At 50.1% G+C, this 18,359-nt stretch carries 16 protein-coding genes; 7 read left to right on the forward strand and 9 right to left on the reverse strand.

The window, feature by feature from the left end:
- Positions 1–73 precede the first annotated feature (73 nt).
- The 7 genes from BN4_RS06125 to BN4_RS06150 all read left to right on the forward strand — a co-directional run bounded on the left by BN4_RS06125 (position 74) and on the right by BN4_RS06150 (position 8,971).
- A complete protein-coding gene (locus BN4_RS06125) occupies positions 74–859 on the forward strand; it encodes an ABC transporter ATP-binding protein (protein ID WP_015414506.1) in 786 nt (261 codons plus the stop codon).
- Complete coding sequence (locus BN4_RS06130; RefSeq protein WP_015414507.1) at positions 850–1,779, forward strand: iron-siderophore ABC transporter substrate-binding protein; 930 nt, start codon at positions 850–852, stop codon at positions 1,777–1,779. Before BN4_RS06125 ends, BN4_RS06130 begins: the two co-directional genes overlap by 10 nt.
- Positions 1,776–3,761, forward strand: a complete 1,986-nt coding sequence (gene fhuB, locus BN4_RS06135; protein WP_015414508.1) for a Fe(3+)-hydroxamate ABC transporter permease FhuB — start codon at positions 1,776–1,778, stop codon at positions 3,759–3,761. The genes BN4_RS06130 and fhuB overlap by 4 nt, the downstream gene beginning before the upstream one ends.
- A 44-nt stretch (positions 3,762–3,805) precedes the next feature.
- A complete protein-coding gene (locus BN4_RS18060; RefSeq protein WP_231856584.1) occupies positions 3,806–4,468 on the forward strand; it encodes a hypothetical protein in 663 nt (220 codons plus the stop codon).
- Positions 4,438–4,974, forward strand: a complete 537-nt coding sequence (locus BN4_RS18065; protein ID WP_015414511.1) for an MFS transporter — start codon at positions 4,438–4,440, stop codon at positions 4,972–4,974. Before BN4_RS18060 ends, BN4_RS18065 begins: the two co-directional genes overlap by 31 nt.
- Before the next feature lie 560 nt (positions 4,975–5,534).
- Positions 5,535–7,511 carry an acyltransferase family protein gene (locus BN4_RS06145; RefSeq protein ID WP_015414512.1) on the forward strand — a complete coding sequence of 659 codons (1,977 nt, stop codon included), beginning with the start codon at positions 5,535–5,537 and terminating at the stop codon, positions 7,509–7,511.
- A gap of 287 nt (positions 7,512–7,798) precedes the next feature.
- Positions 7,799–8,971, forward strand: a complete 1,173-nt coding sequence (locus tag BN4_RS06150) for an arabinose transporter (protein ID WP_015414514.1) — start codon at positions 7,799–7,801, stop codon at positions 8,969–8,971.
- Between the two features lie 227 nt (positions 8,972–9,198).
- Here BN4_RS06150 and BN4_RS06155 read toward each other — a convergent pair whose 3' ends face one another.
- From BN4_RS06155 to BN4_RS17070, 9 genes are all read right to left on the reverse strand, one after another.
- Positions 9,199–10,155, reverse strand: coding sequence for a PLP-dependent cysteine synthase family protein (locus BN4_RS06155; protein ID WP_015414515.1), 957 nt, complete (start codon positions 10,153–10,155; stop codon positions 9,199–9,201).
- A gap of 21 nt (positions 10,156–10,176) precedes the next feature.
- The gene (locus tag BN4_RS06160) at positions 10,177–11,037 is read right to left on the reverse strand and encodes a class I SAM-dependent methyltransferase (protein WP_015414516.1); all 861 of its coding nucleotides are present in this window, start codon (positions 11,035–11,037) and stop codon (positions 10,177–10,179) included.
- A 1-nt stretch (position 11,038) separates the two neighbouring features.
- Positions 11,039–11,908 carry an esterase/lipase family protein gene (locus tag BN4_RS06165; protein WP_015414517.1) on the reverse strand — a complete coding sequence of 290 codons (870 nt, stop codon included), beginning with the start codon at positions 11,906–11,908 and terminating at the stop codon, positions 11,039–11,041.
- A complete protein-coding gene (locus tag BN4_RS06170; RefSeq protein ID WP_015414518.1) occupies positions 11,905–12,921 on the reverse strand; it encodes a hypothetical protein in 1,017 nt (338 codons plus the stop codon). Before BN4_RS06170 ends, BN4_RS06165 begins: the two co-directional genes overlap by 4 nt.
- A complete protein-coding gene (locus tag BN4_RS06175) occupies positions 12,921–14,006 on the reverse strand; it encodes a saccharopine dehydrogenase NADP-binding domain-containing protein (RefSeq protein WP_015414519.1) in 1,086 nt (361 codons plus the stop codon). The genes BN4_RS06170 and BN4_RS06175 overlap by 1 nt, the downstream gene beginning before the upstream one ends.
- Complete coding sequence (locus BN4_RS06180; RefSeq protein WP_015414520.1) at positions 14,007–15,206, reverse strand: hypothetical protein; 1,200 nt, start codon at positions 15,204–15,206, stop codon at positions 14,007–14,009. It abuts the gene before it with no gap.
- The gene (locus BN4_RS06185) at positions 15,203–16,345 is read right to left on the reverse strand and encodes a thioesterase II family protein (protein ID WP_015414521.1); all 1,143 of its coding nucleotides are present in this window, start codon (positions 16,343–16,345) and stop codon (positions 15,203–15,205) included. The genes BN4_RS06180 and BN4_RS06185 overlap by 4 nt, the downstream gene beginning before the upstream one ends.
- 17 nt (positions 16,346–16,362) lie before the next feature.
- On the reverse strand, positions 16,363–17,022 hold the full coding sequence (locus tag BN4_RS17065; RefSeq protein ID WP_231856611.1) for a methyltransferase family protein: 660 nt from the start codon (positions 17,020–17,022) through the stop codon (positions 16,363–16,365).
- Positions 17,023–17,241: 219 nt separating this feature from the next.
- The gene (locus BN4_RS17070; RefSeq protein ID WP_015414523.1) at positions 17,242–18,309 is read right to left on the reverse strand and encodes a helix-turn-helix transcriptional regulator; all 1,068 of its coding nucleotides are present in this window, start codon (positions 18,307–18,309) and stop codon (positions 17,242–17,244) included.
- Positions 18,310–18,359 lie beyond the last annotated feature (50 nt).

Below are 18,359 nucleotides of genomic sequence, written 5' to 3' on the forward strand. Positions count from 1 at the left end.
AAGATGATTCCCCACCTTCCATGAAGGGTGGGTGGGGAATCTTTTCTCTCATTTCTTTCTCGGGGAGGGGGATATGTTTGCTTTATTGGATGTAAAAATGGTGCGGGATGCTCGTACCATCCTCTCTATCGAGCACCTGAATGTTCCGACAGACCAATTAACTGTGATCCTGGGCCATAACGGCTCGGGAAAATCCACGTTGGCAAGCCTGCTTTCAGGGCAGCAACAGCCGGATTCAGGAAAAATCTGCCTCAATGGCCGTGAGTTGGCATCGTTTCGGGCAAAGGAGCTGGCAAAAGAAATCGCTTTCCTGCCACAAAAACTCCCTGCATCGGTAGGGCTGACGGTTCGGGAACTCGTTCGCCTCGGCCGCTTCCCATGGCGAGGAACATTCGGTCGATGGGATGCTGAAGATGAACATGTCATTGATGACGCAATCGAAAAAACCGGTGTAACCCCATTCGCCCAAACCCTGGCAGATCAACTTTCCGGAGGAGAGCGGCAACGAGCATGGGTCTCCATGCTCCTCGCCCAACAATCCCCTGTTTTGATACTTGATGAACCGACCTCGGCATTGGATATTCATCATCAATATCAGTTGATGGCTCTCCTTGCTCGATTGAATAGAGATCAAAATTTCGGAATCATAGTCATTTTACATGATCTCAATCTGGCACTGCGATATGCTTCACGCATCATCGCGCTCAAGGCCGGAAAAATCGCATTTGAAGGCCCGGTGGATGTCCTGTTGAATGAACAAAAGTTATCGGAACTCTATCACTCGCGAATTCACCTGATAGACCACCCGGCTCCTTTGCCGGACTCAAAAACAAATAAAGTAGCCATTATATGCGAATAATATACTTTTTTCTCCTCATGGGGACCATCGCTCTCGGCTTTGGAGGACTCTTTCCAACCAACGGGACGGCAGCACCGCAGGAAATGGGAAGCGCAACTCCCGATTCATTTGCAACGACTCCCGAACGCGTGGTTGTTCTCAATTGGGATTTATTGGAACAGGTGCTGGAACTCGGAGTCACGCCAGTGGGGGCACCCAATCTGGAAGGCTACAAAAATTGGGTCGTGATCCCGAAGCTCCCCGACTCAATTCAGGACATCGGGACTCGGGCAGAACCAAACCTCGAAAAAATAACGCAACTGAAGCCGGACGTCATTCTTGCCGCGTCTCCCCAAAAGGACTTGCTGGAAGTTCTGGAACGCATAGCGCCGGTTGTCTATCTACCGAATTTCAGGGAACAGGATCAGGCCGGACCGGTAGCCCTTGAGCATTTCAGAACACTGGCCACGCTCCTGGCCAGAAAAGAAACGGCACAAAAAAAGATACAGGCGATGACAGACCGTTTCAGAGAATTGAAAACACAACTCTCTCAAGCGTTCCCTGCACCCATTCGCGTAGTCCCCATGCGTTTTTCGAGCACCACATCTGTTTTCATCTATAGCCGAAACTCAACAGCACAGTATGTTCTCGAGCAACTCGGATTGACAGCGGCACTCCCTCTTCCACCAACACCGTGGGGAATAGCGCAAAAGCGTCTCAAGGACCTTCAACATATTACCGATGCGTATGTTCTCTATGTCCTCCCTTTCCCTGATGAAAAAAAACTGAAACAATCCGTGCTGTGGAGGGCCATGCCCTTTGTCCACAAGGGGCATGTCAACTCTGTTCGTCCTGTCTGGAACTATGGCGGTGCAATGTCACTTCTCTATATGGCTGAAGAATTTACCCGAAGCCTCATGGAAATGGTACCTGAACAGTGAAAACCCGCCACCTCACAGGACTCGCTATCGTTGCCTTGTTACTCGCTATTGTCAGTCTTCAAATTGACACCAGCGTGGCTTTCCTTGGACAATTACGAGTACTCCTCCACCCCGAAACAGCGGAATCATACGGAGAAATCAATTTTCTGTATGCACAGCTCCCAAGGATGTGCATCACTCTTCTTGTTGGAGCGGTCCTGGGACTCGTCGGCAGCCTTATGCAACAGTTGACGCAAAACAATCTGACCTCGCCACTCACGCTGGGAACTTCTTCCGGCGCATGGCTGGCACTGATTATCGTCAACATCTGGTTCCCCGCATGGATCGCCGATTACAGCGCTGTAGCCGCCATGGCCGGGGCGCTGGTGGCCTTTGGTTTTATCGTCTTCATTACCGGCATGAACAACATGACGGGCCTGCCCTTGGTCGTCTCGGGGATGGTGGTCAATATTTTGCTGGGGTCGATAACGACCGGCATGGTTCTGCTCAATGAAGAGTTCGCGCAAAACATTTTCATGTGGGGGGCAGGCGATCTCGCCCAAAATGGATGGGAATGGCTTCTGTGGCTTCTTCCCCGCCTCTCTGTCGCACTCTTTATTCTTTTCTTCGCTCCAAGACTGCTGACACTAATGCGCCTAGGGCACAAAGGAGCGGCTTCTCGAGGATTGGCCGTCATTCCAACTTTCCTGCTCTTGATGACACTGGGAATCTGGCTGGTGTCCGCATCGATCACTGCTGTCGGCGTCATCGGCTTCATCGGACTGTTGACCCCGAATATCGCGAGGGCAATGGGAGCGAGATCCCCCAGAATGGAATTGTTCGCAAGCCTCTTTCTGGGAAGCGCATTGCTATTGACCACGGACATGCTCTCAATAGTTGTCGGGGTCTGGCTGGAGGAAGTGGTTCCCAGTGGTATTGCAGCCGCAACAATTGGTGCTCCGGCATTGCTTTGGTTTTCGCGTAGGCGTCTCAAGGCTCAGGACTCACTGAATATTTCTTTGAATCGACATCGGTTAAAGATCTCGCCGATTACGGTTGCCGCATTGATCCTGACCCTCGTCTGTGGAATGACGCTTTATACCTTCATCCAGATAGAAGGACAGCAATGGCACTGGGGGCTTCCGGCCGCATACCAATGGTTTCTGCGGTGGCCTCGGTTGCTGACAGCATTCTCCGCCGGAATCGGGTTGGCGCTCGCCGGAACGCTCCTGCAACGCCTCATTAATAACCCCCTGGCAAGCCCTGACATCCTGGGCGTCTCTTCCGGGGCGACTTTTGCTCTGGTGCTTGCAAGCCTGTTTTTCGGCCAATCAATGCTCAGTACCCATTGGGCCACAGCATTGACAGGCAGTGCCGTGGTCCTCGGCGCACTCCTGCTCCTTGGCAGGCGACACCACTATGCACCGGCAAGCCTCATCCTGACCGGCATTGCGATCACGGCCCTTCTGGAAGCCCTGGTTCAATTCTGCCTCGCCAAAGGGACCGCTGACAGCTACCAGATACTCCTCTGGCTGGGCGGATCTACCTATAGAGTCACACAGAACCAGGCTGTTATCCTAGCAGTATCCATCAGCATTCTATTCATGCTCGGCCTGAGCCTCTCTCGCTGGCTGACTTTGATCACCGTGGGAAGGGATTTTGCCAATTCACGAGGATTGGGAACCCAGCAAGCCAGTTTGATCTTGCTTATTCTCGTCGCCATGCTGTGCGCCTTTGTCACGGCAACAATGGGACCTGTCTCCTTTGTCGGGCTGATTGCCCCTCATATGGCGGTCATGCTTGGGGCGCAACAGGCCCGATCACAAATAGTCATCAGCAGCCTGGTTGGAGGAACTCTCATGATCTGGGCTGACTGGCTTGGACAGGTGGCACTGTATCCAACCCAGATTGCAGCCGGTATCATCGTCTCCATTATCGGTGGCATCTATTTCCTCGGCCTGATGCTTGGTCAGCGATTCATGGCCGGAAAAATGAAAATTTAAGACGCGTTCGCACCCCCCTCTCCACCTCAAACCAAGATTAAATCATGCACACGATAAAAAACAACCCAATGTACTCGTTTCTGATCATCCTCACCATCTGTAGCACCGCCGGATTGCAGGCATGGGCCATCCTTTTTGACAACTTTGTGATCAATACAGCCGGGCTGACTGCTTCCCATGCAGGCATCCTTCAATCCATCAGGGAAATACCCGGCTTCCTGGCAATGTTCGCTGTATTTGTTGTTCTGATTATCAAAGAATACAGACTTTCGATTCTCTCCATCGCCATTCTCGGAGCAGGCGTTTTCATCACGGGCTTATTACCATCCTTTCCCGGCCTGATCTTCACAACCCTTGCCTCAAGTCTGGGATATCACTATTTCGAGACCACCAGACAATCACTCACCTTGCAACATTTTAACCGAGTCCAGACCCCCATAGTCATCGGTCGCCAGATCAGCGTCAGTGCCATAACCAGCATTGTGGTGGGCCTCTTCATTTATTTCGGTGCCAACTGTATTTCGAACATACATATGTACATGGTCTTTGGTGCTGCCATTTTTCTGGTTGCCTTTTTTTTTTATTTACCAAAAATCCGACAAAACCTTCCCGGCATACTCAAAAGAGGGGAATGGTATTCAAGAAAAAATACTGGCTGTTTTATGCACTCACTTTCATGGGAGGTGCCAGACGGCAGATATTCATAGCATTCGCGGCCTTCCTACTGGTCCAAAAATTCAAATTCTCCATTCAGGACATCTCTCTTCTCTTTCTCCTCAATAACACCATCAATTACTTTGTCGCCCCATTTATCGGACGAATTATCCCGCGAGTGGGAGAAAGAGCTGTCCTGTCCATTGAATACATCTTCTTGATTATCGTCTTTATCTCATACGCACTGGTCGAGTCCAAGTCCGTGGCTATTGGTTTGTATGTCATGGACCATATCCTCTTCAACTTCAGCATCGCCATCACAACGTATTTCCAGAAGATAGCGGAACCGGAAGATATCGCACCCAGTGCGGCTGTCGGCTTTACCATTAACCACATTGCCGCAGTGGTACTTCCCGTCGCAGGCGGCTACTTATGGATGATCGACTACAAAATTCCCTTCCTTGTGGGGGCAGGCACAGGTTTTCTCTCACTCTGTCTCGCCCAGTTCATCAAAGAAGCTCCCATCCCTTCCGGAGTGGAACTCAGTATCAAGACATAGCTCCCTGATTGGATAAATAAAAAACTCATCCACCTCAGAGGACAGAGGCTGGGAACGGAATTCCCCAGCCTCTGTAAACACTCTGAAAAGGGCACTCTCGGCCCCTGCCAAGCGTATAATCAGGATAGTGAAAATAGGGATATCGCCCTATCGGGCATCCCAAAAAACCAACTCTATCTTGTTCGGACAGGAACCAAGCCTGATCAAATCCCCACTCGCTCCCGAAATAGTACATGTTGTTAGAAAATAAATCGGCAAGACTTCAGCCAGAGATATTCAGCGACTGCCCTTCGAAGAGGCGCACGAAGAACCTAGACAAGCCAGCTTGGCAGGTGCTTAAACAAATAGCCCTTTCCTTCAGGGACTAAGGAGATGAACAGATATGGCGATCCCCATTCGCTCTTCGGGCATGCCCACCGACAGCAGAGGGTGTACTCTGGTATTCATGCGCGGGCAGGGAATCCAGCAATTCTTGACACACAATATTCCTCTATATTATTCAGGCTTTTCTATGAGGCATTTGGCAGTCTTTTTGCCTCAAGGAAATCTCATCCCGCCAGATGCCGATTCCACAGTCTCTTATCAGCATATTCGAATCCAAAGGCCATCACATATCCATGAGCAGTTCACAGCAGAGGTTCCAATACAGGCCTGAAATAGATGGGTTACGAGCTGTCGCCGTCCTCGGTGTCTTCTTTTATCATCTCCATTGGGGGGCTTTGAGTGGTGGATGGCTTGGAGTTGACATTTTTTTTGTCATATCAGGCTACCTGATCTGCTCTCTCTTGCTCAGGGAAGCTGAGACAACCAAAAGCATCTCGCTTTCCGGATTCTACTTACGTCGTGTCAGGCGCATCATGCCTGCGTTTCTCTTTTGCCTCATCGGCACTTTTCCCATGGCGCTCATTGTTTCCAAAACCCATATTTTTACCCAATACAGCCAGTCGGCCATTGCTGCCCTTTTTTCGGTTTCAAATATTTTTTTCTGGCAACACGCGGGCTATTTCGAAATAGACTCTCAGTTGGCTCCCTTGATCCACACCTGGACTCTCGGCCTGGAAGAGCAGTTCTACTTCATCATTCCTGTCCTGTTTCTTCTCATTGCCAAGATCTCGGCAAAACGGCGTCAGGCTATTTTCATTTTTCTGTTCATGGTCACGGTTGCATCATTCCTCACCTGCCGATACGGAAAGAACGTCCTCTCCCACTCATTTCTTTTTTATATGTTGCCAACCCGCATGTGGGAGCTTCTCATAGGCCTTTTCACAGCCAAGATCCTTTTTGAAAAACCGGAAATACGCACTCGAAACGCGGTGACAGAGCTCCTCTCGATCAGCAGTTTTTCTTTCATCCTTTTCGCATTCTACTCCTACCGAGGAGGCTCAAGCTTTGCTGAAAAATCACTTTTCAGTGCCTTGGCCACAGCGGTCTTCATCGCCACGACATGTGAGAAATCCATCCTTGGAAGAGTGATCAGTTGCCCCCCCATCCGTTTTGTCGGGCAAATTTCCTATTCTGTTTACCTCTGGCATTGGCCTTTTATTTTTTTGGGAAATCTCCTCTTTCTCCGTTATTCATGGACTCCCTCACCCCTGTCCAATCTGAGTATCCTCATCGTCGTCCTGTGTGTCGGAACACTCTCATGCAAATACATTGAAATCCCGTTCAGAAAAAAAACACGATGGAAAGAATGTCTCCCGCCAGTCTTGGTTCTTGCGTGCGTTGTCTTACTCCTGTCAACACTTGGCATCACCCAGCTTGGTGGGAGTCAATCCACCTATACCATGAGTGACACAGGTGGTATCAACTTCACTTCCTTCAAGAAAATGATGCATGATGACTACGACAGAGTCGGCCCCAGCGACCAGCCACCTCAATTCATTTTCATTGGTGACAGCCATGCCAAAGCCATCAGCCCCGCCATTGTGGAGCTTTCCCGAGAATATGGGATAGCAGGTCTGGCGGGACTCAAGGATGGAACCGGACCACTGCAAAACATTCGCCGATCGCACAAACTAAATGATCCGCCTGTGGCCAAGCACTGGTTGAACTACATTTTGAAAAGCAAGATCAAACACATTCTGATCATTGCCAAATGGGATAGATACTTCTTCCTTGATTCATGGAGATATAGTGGCAAACACGGCTCGTGGTCGGTAGCCACGGCTATGGCGGAATTGCAGGAGACAGTCCAGACTCTCCTTACTCAGGGCAAAGAGGTGTGGATACTTGATCAGGTCCCGCGTTTCAAAAAAGACCCCATATTGATGACAAAGATATTTGATAATACCCCGTGGAAGGAAGACCTTTCCCAACTGGAGAAAAAACATTTTGCACACGAGGCGCTCCGCAATATCAACTCAACGCACATCCATGTTATGGAACCGTGGCCCTTACTCACGCAGCACAATACGGTCTCATCAGTGCGCCATGGTAGCTTTCTCTACATAGACAGCAACCATCCGAGCACGGCGGGCGCTCTTGCAATAAAAGACGTCTTCCGCCCCATGTTTGAGCAGATACAATCAGAACGCTGATCTCACTCCAATGTCACCAAAAGGGGCGATAAGACTCCCTCTCAACTGATAAAAACCCCTTGGATTCACTCGCAGGGCGAACTCCCTTGACCACAACCGTTGTCATCTCTTCAGACTTGACAAAAGGAGGCCGCCAATTCATATGTTTCAAACGAATTGCGGGTGCATGATGCCCGCGCGTAAGCGTTAACGACATCCAACGCACTAACTTGTCCGTATCGGGACAGGAAAGTGCGTTTTTTTGTGCCTTTCTGTATTCTGGTCGGATAATAAAATATGGAGGGCATATGCCTCACCTCTCTCTTGGCCGCAGCCTGTTACGAATGGGTGCTGCAGTTTTCATCTCATACCTTTCAGTCGCCTTGGCTCTTCCTGTGATATCAGTCTATGTTAGGAGCGAATTCGGCTTTGACAATTGGCTCGGAGGCGTTGCTGTCGGGGTCGCTTTTATTTCGACAATCCTATCGAGAAACCATGCAGGCTTCTTTGCCGATGTCATCAGCCCTAAAAAGTGCACTATGGGAGGACTTTTCTGTTACATGATTGCAGCTGCCATCTGTTTGTTTTCCACATCGCCCTGGCTTGCCAAGCCTGTGGCCTACGCTGTCCTGATTGCTGGCAGGCTTGTCCTCGGCTTGGGAGAAAGCATGACCCTTGTCGGACTGACAAGCTGGCATCTCTCCTTGATCGGACCTCAGAGATCAGGGAAGATCCTCTCCATTCTCGGTATGGCGATGTACGGAGCATTTGCTGTAGGAGGCCCGATTGGGTTGTCTGTTTACGGAAAATATGGATTTGCTGCACTCATGTGCATTTCTTTTCTTTTGCCTCTTGCTGGAGGGATGCTACTCATTCGTACAAAGGATATTCTTCCTCAAAAGAATATCCCGCAACAAAGGGCTTTTTTCGGTATTATTCAAACAATATGGAAACAAGGTGCTGTCGTCTGTCTCCAAGGCGTGGGATTCGCCGTGCTGGGAGCCTTCATATCACTCTACTTCAAAAGCAAGGGGTGGCCTTTTGCAGGTCTCGGTCTGACCTGTTTCGGAACAGGCTTTGTCTTGAGTCGCATTCTCTTTGGCAGTTTACCGGATAAAATGGGGGGAACCCGGCTGGCGATGTATTCGTTGATGTGTGAGCTGACCGGACAAATACTGCTCTGGGCAGCTCCCAATGTGTACACCGCCTTGACCGGAGCTTTCCTTACGGGTCTTGGCTGTTCCATGATCTTCCCTGCCATGGGGGTCGAGGTCATCAAACGTGTCCCCAAGGAATTGAGGGGAACGGCTTTTGGCGGTTTTGCCGCGTTTCAGGATCTCGCCTATGCCTTTTCAGCACCACTTGCAGGTTTTTTAGCTGATGTCTCCGGCTATTCTTCAGTTTTCTTCGCAGGGGCCATGGCCGCAGCCATCGGAGGCATAATCACAGTCTCCATGAATACGCCAAAGCAAAGCAGGTAAGGAAAATCACTCTATCGCTTTATTGCTCTGATTCTGATTTCTTTTGCCCGACGTCACAATCCAGAGGTCTTGCGATGTTCAACAATCCCCGTATCAAGCAGGTAAGGATTTGGGTTTCAAATCACCAAAATTCTTACCTGTTTTTCAAAGCAGAACAAACACTCTCCTCAATGAGTGAAGTTCCAGGAGTTGCAAGGACTGATTGAAAGCTCCATCTTCACAAAGGGCTAACGATAAAAATTTTTCCTGGAGAGATGGGGAAAGATGGTGGGCATCGGCTGCCTGGAGCTGAACAACTGGGTACTAAAGTACCGTTCCGCTCTGTCCGGCAGAAGCGTTGCGACTGTCCAGTCCGGGTGAAGACTGGCAACCCTGGCGGCTGCAACAAGATTGGCCCCGGAAGAAATTCCAGCCATAACTCCCTGTGTGCGCGCCAGATCACTCGCACACCCAATGGCTTCGGCATCATCAACCTCGCAAATTTCGTCAATAAGACTCAATTCAACGATCTCAGGAACAAATCCGTCACCAATACCCTCTATACTATGCGGTCGAACAGCATGCCCCAACAAGGCAGAACTGCCTTTCGGTTCCACTGCCACAATATGAACATCAGGATTATGATTTCGTAAATACCTGCTCACTCCCATCAAAGTCCCCCCGCTCCCGACACCGCTTACAAAACAATCAACGCACCCGTTCAAATCGTTCCACAGTTCCGTTGCCGTCGTCTGATAATGAGCTTCGATATTCTCCGAGTTTGCAAACTGATTCAGGGTAAACGTCTCCGGTTGACTCTCAAGAAGACCGCAAAGGGCTTTCACTGCTCCTTCAACACTCTCCTCGGCAGGGGTCAGCACCACTTCGGCCCCCAAAAACTTCAGTATTTTCTGACGTTCGGCACTGGCATTTTCCGGCATACATATTGTGACCCTGTAGCCTCTGGATGCACCGATCATGGCGATGGCAATACCAGTATTTCCACTGGAGGCTTCAGCAATATGCATCCCTTTTCGCAGTTTTCCGCCCTGTTCGGCATGGGCTATGATATGCCAGACCATCCGATCCTTGATGGACCCGCCAGGATTCAGGAACTCCGCCTTGGCAAAGAGACAGCATCCGTCCACCTGCACTTCAATACAAGGAGTATTGCCGATACAATCCCAAAGTTGCTGCACAGACATCCTACTCTTCCTTCATGCTTTTTATCGAGTTCTGCCCAATGAGGATTCATGTTCCGCGACAAATCGATAGCGATACATACGTGTCATACGCCGCACGGCCGGGACCCAACTCACTAACGCTGCCCATCGCCATCGTCGCAATGGGCAAGAAAAATAATGATAATCTTCCAGAAACTGTATTGAGCTCGACCAGTTGACCAACTCAAACCCCGAATCTATTCCCCACAAAAACGGCGCATTTCCGCATTTTGAAACGGTATCGTGAAGAGCGGTGTTTCCCACAAGAGCCTTTCCGATTGATTCGAACACGAACTCTGCTCCAGGAAACCGCTCCGCAAGACTGCATACGAGCACCCGAACACTTTCCGGTTGCAGGTACATCAATAATCCTTCTGCCAAAAACAAAATCGCCCTGTTCTTCGGAATGACATCAAGCCACTCCATATCCAGGGCCGACCCCGCGATAAAATAGTGTCGAGCATCTTCAGCGAAAAACAGACGACGAACCTGTATCACTTCAGGAAAGTCAAGCTCAATCCACTCTGCACAACCATTATCCATACGGAAGGATCTGGCATCCAGACCGCACCCCATATTCACTATGATGCCATCGGGAAAATCAGTAAGGAATCGCCCCACGACTCTGTCCAGCACCCGCGTACGCACCGCTATGCCAATCTGAGTACGCCAACCATTGTCGGCATACCGCGCATAATCATAGGGAACTTCCTGCATGATACGCACGGCATACGCATCGGATATCAACCCATCTCTGTGGCCTGTTTCCATTGCACGCGCCCAAACAGGAATGAGTAAGGTCTCACTCACTCCGGCAAAGGGAGCCAATGTCTTTGCGCCATCCGACAAGGCTTCAACACTCATATCATGAGTCCTTTTTCACATCATTATCCGATGCGTCTTTCCGTTCATTCGCGAGCAAGCATTCACGCAGTGTCAAAACCACCATTTTACATATGGCGGGATGGCATAGCAGCCACATGTGGCTGACCGGCGGTGTCACCCGAACTTTCCACCCTGATTTTTCCGGTGGAATCATGGCATCTTCCGGATGAATGATATTGTCGGTACGTGAATACAAGGCCATGCATGGAAGAGTTGCCGGTCTTTCTTCCGCCTCGAAACGGACGAAGAAGGCTGAACCATAGGCCATGGTTTCATCAAGACCATTCTTCATTTTTCCAAATAACTTTGATGTCTTGGATCCTCGATGAGGACAACCAAGAGTAACCCCACCCAGTACCGAAATTTCCGGTTGATCTGTTGAGTGCAACCACAAACGGATAATCAATCCTCCAAGACTGTGACCGACCAGCAAAGGCCGCTCATTTGGATAGATATCCGAAATCTCATCCAAAGCTTCATTCACCACATGCCCCAGCTGTTCCATCGAACGCCTGCCTGCTGTGTAGGCATGACAATAGACACGGGTAAATCCACTCGCCTTCAACCACCATCTGAGAGGCCACCACACCCCTGTATGTTGCTGAGCACCATGAATCAGAACAACCGGGGGCATGTCTCCTGCCCCCCGAACCTTCCGCCGCGCAACAAAGTGCAACGGAGCTGAAACCAGGAAAAACACCAATCCACTCAGAGAGTAGGCAACACTCCGCATAAAAGGAAACAAACCGTGCGGCGGGGGAATATCGAGTCTTGAATTGCAGGCTTCGTAATGAAACAGCAATGTTGTCCCCAATGAAAAGAGCAAAGGGAAAATAAAGAGCAAAATCATCTCGTTTCCTCACCCTGATCTGTTGAGAAAAGCCACTCGTTCCGTCTATTTTCTGCACCGTTGACCGACATCAAGCCTGAAGCGGCCAACAGTCTGTAACAATGATAGTGAGCGGTCACAGCCGCAGGCAACTTCAGTTTGCCTATGACTTTCGGCAAGTGAAAACGTGTACAGGCAAGCTTGACTACACCATCCATGATTTTTACCGCCTCGTGCAAAGCCCAACCGTTTTGAAGAAAGAATTCCCCAATATCACCGGGGAGTCCGTACATTCTTAGAGCCGGATGCCCGGTAAATCGTTCCGGCCGTCTGTTGTCAAAGGCTGCCCCCTTTTCATCCAATGCATCAAAAATCAAAAGAGCGCGAGGGCATGCTCTGCGGACCGCAGTTAACAGGATACTCTTCTGTGCCACGGGCAAACAATCCATCACACCATCAAAAATGATGACATGATTCCTGTCCGGGTCACCAAGCACCGCTGGAAAATCGCACATGGACGAAACGGTATGCTGTTGCACGACAGCAAATTCTTCTGCAACCGGCGCACTCTTGAACAAACGCCGTTTCAATTCAGCAATAACCGGCAATTCACACTCATGCCAGCTCACGTCCCGCTTCAAATCTGTTCTTATTCTGGGCCAACGGAATTCCGCACCACTTCCCACATTCCAGACAGAAACAGGTTCATTTCCCTTCCATGTCGCCAAAGTTTTTTTCAGCATGGAATCAAGCACCATGGAGCGACAAACAAGACTTGGAGCCACCATACGATGCAAAACTGGAAAAGCTCCCGGCTGCCCCCCGCACTGCTCCATCAAGGATTCAGCCAGATATTCACGCCTCTTTCCACCGGTCCAATCCCCGGTCTGCGCTTTTGCCAGAAGAGTCAGCCAGCCTCTCCTTTCTTCCAACGAACTGAGTCCATACAATTGCTTCCAGGAACAGGAAGATAAGACTCCTTCTGCCCCTCCCTTGTCGACATCGGCCCCAGCGAACCGGCCTGCATCAAGCATCAAGCCACCTCCTCAAGTTGTACTCCACCTTTTTGCAGTGAATCGAGAAAAGACTTCGCATTCACAGCCTCTCCCAAATAATGCACCCCTGGCCGAGCATCACCAGAAAGAATGAAATGTGCCGTGTGCGCAGCGACCAACCCGGTAATCCAATGGTTACGTGATTCAGAAAGGGAAAGGACAAAGCTCTCGCCTGATTCAGCCGTGACAACAGCGCGAAGGATACCGATTGGCCCTTTCTGCTGAGCGTCCTTGTTGATACCCGCACGCAACAAACGCGCCGCCTGTTTCCGCCAACCACGCATGAATACCTTGACGAAAACAAGAGACAACCGTGTATACGGTCCGACCAGAACCAACCCTGTACGAAAACGGACATCAGGCCTTTCCACCGCAAGAGGGGCTGATGGGGCATTGAATATCCATGACGCAACCTGTCTGCTATCCGGCAACTGTGGCATATCCACGGAAGAGTTAACTCTGAACATGGACCGCCCCTGCCATATCCCCTGATCGAACCATCCGAACTTCATGTCTGAAAAAATATGCCACACCATATCCCGAGCAGATGCCAGAGACCATGTATCGCGAGCCCCACAATAGAGCGTCACGTCGCGGGCCTTTCCCTGTCGAGCCTCTGCCTGTTCCAGCGCATACCGGACAAACACCTCAGATAATCCGGGCATCCACCCGGCGGAAAGGACATGACTGCGTCGGAGGTTTCGCACCTGTTCATCATGCTGTTGCAGGCTCTCCCGCAACAAAGCATACCCCCCGACATCAACATAATGAGCGCCGGATTCCAGAGCGATTTTCGCCACTGCCGGGCCTGTTTCGCAAGAAGGCCCGGTGCAGTTCATGATAATCTCACAATCATCAAATTGACCGACCGCCCCGCTGACGACATCGCATTGACGAACCTCCGCTCCTGACAACCGAGAAGCACTATCCTGCAAGCGCCCAAGAGAACGTCCGCCCAATACTATGGATATATCGCCAAATTTCTCCAATTCCTCGCAAACAACCTGCCCGATATCACCACTGCCACCGAGTACAGCAACTTTTCTCTTTTCCCTGTTCATCATTTATTCCTCTGCATATGCAACATGAACATTCAACGCTCTGACCCCTGTCAGGACATCAGGCAAAAAGGGTATCGCCGAAGATGTCGCATGCACTCCGGCCGGAACAGACTTCGGATCTTGCAAAAATGCATGGATGAATGAAGCGGCATAGGCCGCTGTCAATCCGAATGTGGTTTCCCCGGTGGCAAAAGCGGTCATTTTTCTATCTGCATACTGCGCCCGTATCATCAAAATGGACCGTGTCATATTGGTTCCGTTGCTGCTCCCCAGGCCATGCATTGTGTAAAAGACCCTGGCCAAACGATGTGTTACTGCGGGAAAACGATCCGCAGGGAACCGACGCAGGAATGCTGCCATAGCTGGCGGCATTCCTTGGAAGTGCATACGATAGGAGATATTATGGGCAGGGAGCAAAGCCCCACGCTCATGCATCGATTCAATCAAAAAAGCTTCTGCGGAAAAACAATGCGTGGCCGTGACAGAGCGCCCATGGGTGACAAAGACTTCTTTCTTTTGACTGCCGGAATCATCTGCATCCATCCAAACTTCCCGACCCTCTCGCAGTTCACAGACTTTGGGGGTCAATCCATGCAGCATGGTCATGGTGGAGGCAAATCCAGCATCTTCATTACCTCCGGCAAAGAGACGAACATCAACCTTTTCGCATTCCCCGGCACAGGCTGCCAACCGGCAGAGAAGCGCAGTGCTCAATCCGGGATTGACACCCATACCTGTAAATACATGGCTCCCGCGCAGGACTGCATCTTCATGCAATGACAGGATCTCACGTGCGACATGGGGATCATCATTAATATCCAGACACGTGACTCCTGCTCGAATACAAGCACGATGACAGGACGCACGAAATGTCGAAAATGGCCCAAGTGCAATAACCACAGCATCGTAGCTGGAAAGTATGTCCGATAAATCCTTACCGCCACGTTCCTTTTCGGCAGACGCTCCGGGCCGGGGCGCAGTGCTTGGTGAAAAGCCAGAAGGATCTGTGAAAGCCATACCCCGAGAGGAGTCAGGGGCAACATCCATGACAACCCACTGTGCACCGAATTGCGCCGTGCGCTGATTGCTGTTTCGAGTCGCAGCATGAACTGTCGCGTGTGGCATTAATCGCAACAAACTGCCCACAAGACGCCGGCCAGTACTGCCACTCCCACCGAGTGCGAGAATCCTCGGATGTATCATGATTCCTCCGTAATATCTTGAATAAACCGCAGAACAGCCTCGGCAAATGTCTCTGCATGCGTCTGAACAAAAAGGTGCCCACCCGGAGTATCGACAAAATGACACAAGGAAAAACACCGTTTCCAAGAAGGAGAAAATTCGACGACAAACGGATATTCTTCACTCTCCCCTGTTACAACAAGACAAGGTATTTCCATACAATCAGTCCCAAAATCATATCTTTCCATACGCCGAACAGCTTGTTTGTATTCCACCCAATAGCGGGTCTGTCCCTTCTCAGACATATCCGTCAGAAGCGGAGCATAAATTTCTTTCAAATACTCCAGCGTGGCATCATCCTCCGAATCGGAACTCCACCGGGAACGCGCGTAGACAAGCTCTTGCGCATCAGGGGGGGTAGCTCCGGCCACCACGACTCCGTGCACTTTCTGTCCCCCGACTCTCATCTCGCGAGCAACGGCGTGCGCCATATATGCGCCGTAGCAATGTCCCAACAAGATAACCGGCCGATTGTCATCCAGGTTGTCCACCAAGATTCGCGCGAGGCTCTCGATTGGCTGGAGCGGCCCCGTATCGTCTGAGGACGCGTAGCGGGCAATCCGTACATCGCATTGCCGCCCAAGGTGGTTAGCAACTTTCTGAAACATATGAGGCTCTCCGCCAGCATATGGAAAACATAAGACCAACGGTCGCGTTCGCCCTTTTTCTTCAGAGTACAGACGTACCCAGCCAGCTTTTTCTGAGATATCCACGCAACGTTTCCATTGAAGAACGGGTGCCTGAACCGCGCCCCGCTCCCTTTTCCCCGTCGCGAGAGATGCTGTCATACTGGCAATACTTGGCTGGTGCACGGATTCCGCAAGAGTATCGGTTCCTGCAAAATCCTGCTCTACAAGCTGTTGAAATCGAATCATATCCAAAAGATTTTCCGCATAGTTCGTCAAAGGCACATCCGAAAACAATTCCTTTTCCGGTATATCAAAGACTTGCACAGCACGACGACGCAGCACTGTTTCGATGGATTCATAGCTCCATAATGAGTTGGAAAATCCAGTCTTCAGTCCAGAGATGGTATTCGAATCATTTTTAACAACGGAATCAGCACCATCTGACACGGGGAAAAAATATTTTTTAGCCATGACATACCACTCACATATTAGATGGAAAGAAAAGTGAGCCCTGTGAAAATGACAAGCATGACGATCACAACAGGTTTCGCCAAAAAAGCCGGAACATCCTGGCGGTAGCGTTCGTAAATATCCCCGAAACTCGGTTCAAGTACCGCTTTTTCTTCAATATATGCAGTCGCGAAGAGAGTCATTGCCAGAAACGGCAACAAAATTGCCGTATAGGTGGCCCCGGTGACCAGAACAATACCACTCGTACCGATGAAACGCGCGACGATCACGGGATGGCGAACATAGCCATACGCACCGTTGGTAATAAGCTGCGCAGGACTCGCATAATCACAGGCGGTGGCTTTGGCATTTCGTTGCATCAAAACGACATAGGAACACACTCCGCAAAGAGCCAGCGGGAGACCCAACGCCGCTTGAAACTGACGCCCCTTGGCTGCCAACGCCAAGTCTGGAGCCACCAACACGCCACTCGTATCGCCAAGAACCGGTTGAGGAAGAAACGGCATGACAAACCAGACGCCAACGACACTCACTGTCAGGAACACCTTCAGATATTTCGGCATGTGACGAGATGGAAACCCCAGACTACGCCGTCTTTTTTCCATGGCGAAATACCACCAGTAGGAACCGACACCAGCAAAACTCACCAAACACAACAGAATCTGGACACCCAACATTCCAGCCACTTTGTCTCCATATCGTAAGAGTCAAATACCCACCTGAAAATCACCCAGGGCCCGACAAACAGGCTTATTTCGAGTATGATCAAAGCTCAATTTTATGAAAATGAATTTCATTCTCAATTAATGGCGAGCATGTTATTTACTCAACTTATAAAAAATCAACTCTTGATCGCTAACAAAACAGACCACATTTCTATCATTTTAGAATTGATTTTAACGGTGATACCCAATCTGATATTTTTTCGGGGTGATTCCAAAAACCTTCATGAACGATTTGGTAAAGTGGCTTGGGCTGGAAAAACCGCACAGATAAGTTATTTCAGTCATATTTTTCTCTCCCTGTTCCAACAGTTTCTTACTGTACTCCAGTCGTTCATCCCGCATGATTTCAAAAACTGTTTTACCATATACAATGCGGAAAACAGCGTTCAGTCTCCCCTTGTTTATTCCAGCATTCCGAGCAAGTTCGCGTAGGCTGGGCACCGCCGTGAAATCAGAACTTATACGTCTGTACACGGCTTTTGCCGCTTCCCTTTCCTCCTGGGTGACAGGATGGTTCTGGAACACATCCTCCCCAGAAGACGAAGAAAACCCCCGGAGCAATAAATACAGAAGTTCCATTTTTTTGCAGGCCAAATATATGTCCCACAGTCTCCCACGAGGTATTTTGGAAATCACTTGATGCACAGTCACTTGCAAGGAGAGCGGCAAAGAGATCTTCTCCCACAACACTTCATTGGAATGCAGGAAAAGAGACCGTAATTTTTTGAGAAAAGGGCATTGTGTCGCCTGCTCAAGGTCCGGCAATATATCCTTGTCCATTCGCAACGCGACAGCTTGAAATGGGGCCCCTTTCTCGACAAGCGCTCTCCCGCACATATGTTGCATGCAGGAAACCACACCTTCTCCTCTGGAAAGAGAAAACGAGACGCCGGAATGCACTGAGCTTTCTTCCATTCCCCCCTGAAGCTCACCCGAGATAGGATGGTAACAAGAGCAGGAAGCATTCACCAGCACATGCCCAGATGTGCACAGGACAAATTCAATGGCATCGCTGGCTATGGAAAAATCACAATGCTGAAATTTTTCATTCGGTTGGCTGTCATAAATATGAAGAGACACGCCTGGAAATCCCAAACTGTTTTGATGCGAACGGGCCACGGTCCCCGGAGGAATCCACGTTTCCCGATTTGGTTTCAACCGCTCACTGACCGTATGCCCAGGGGAGAGTCCGTTTTTTCTCCCTCTCACGACATCCCAACCATTCTCTCTATGCCGCATTCTCTTCTCCTGCTCATGTTTATCAACACAAACTCCGCAGGTGAGCCGAA

The sequence above is a fragment of the Pseudodesulfovibrio piezophilus C1TLV30 genome (assembly GCF_000341895.1).
In the GTDB taxonomy this organism is placed as follows: domain Bacteria; phylum Desulfobacterota; class Desulfovibrionia; order Desulfovibrionales; family Desulfovibrionaceae; genus Pseudodesulfovibrio; species Pseudodesulfovibrio piezophilus.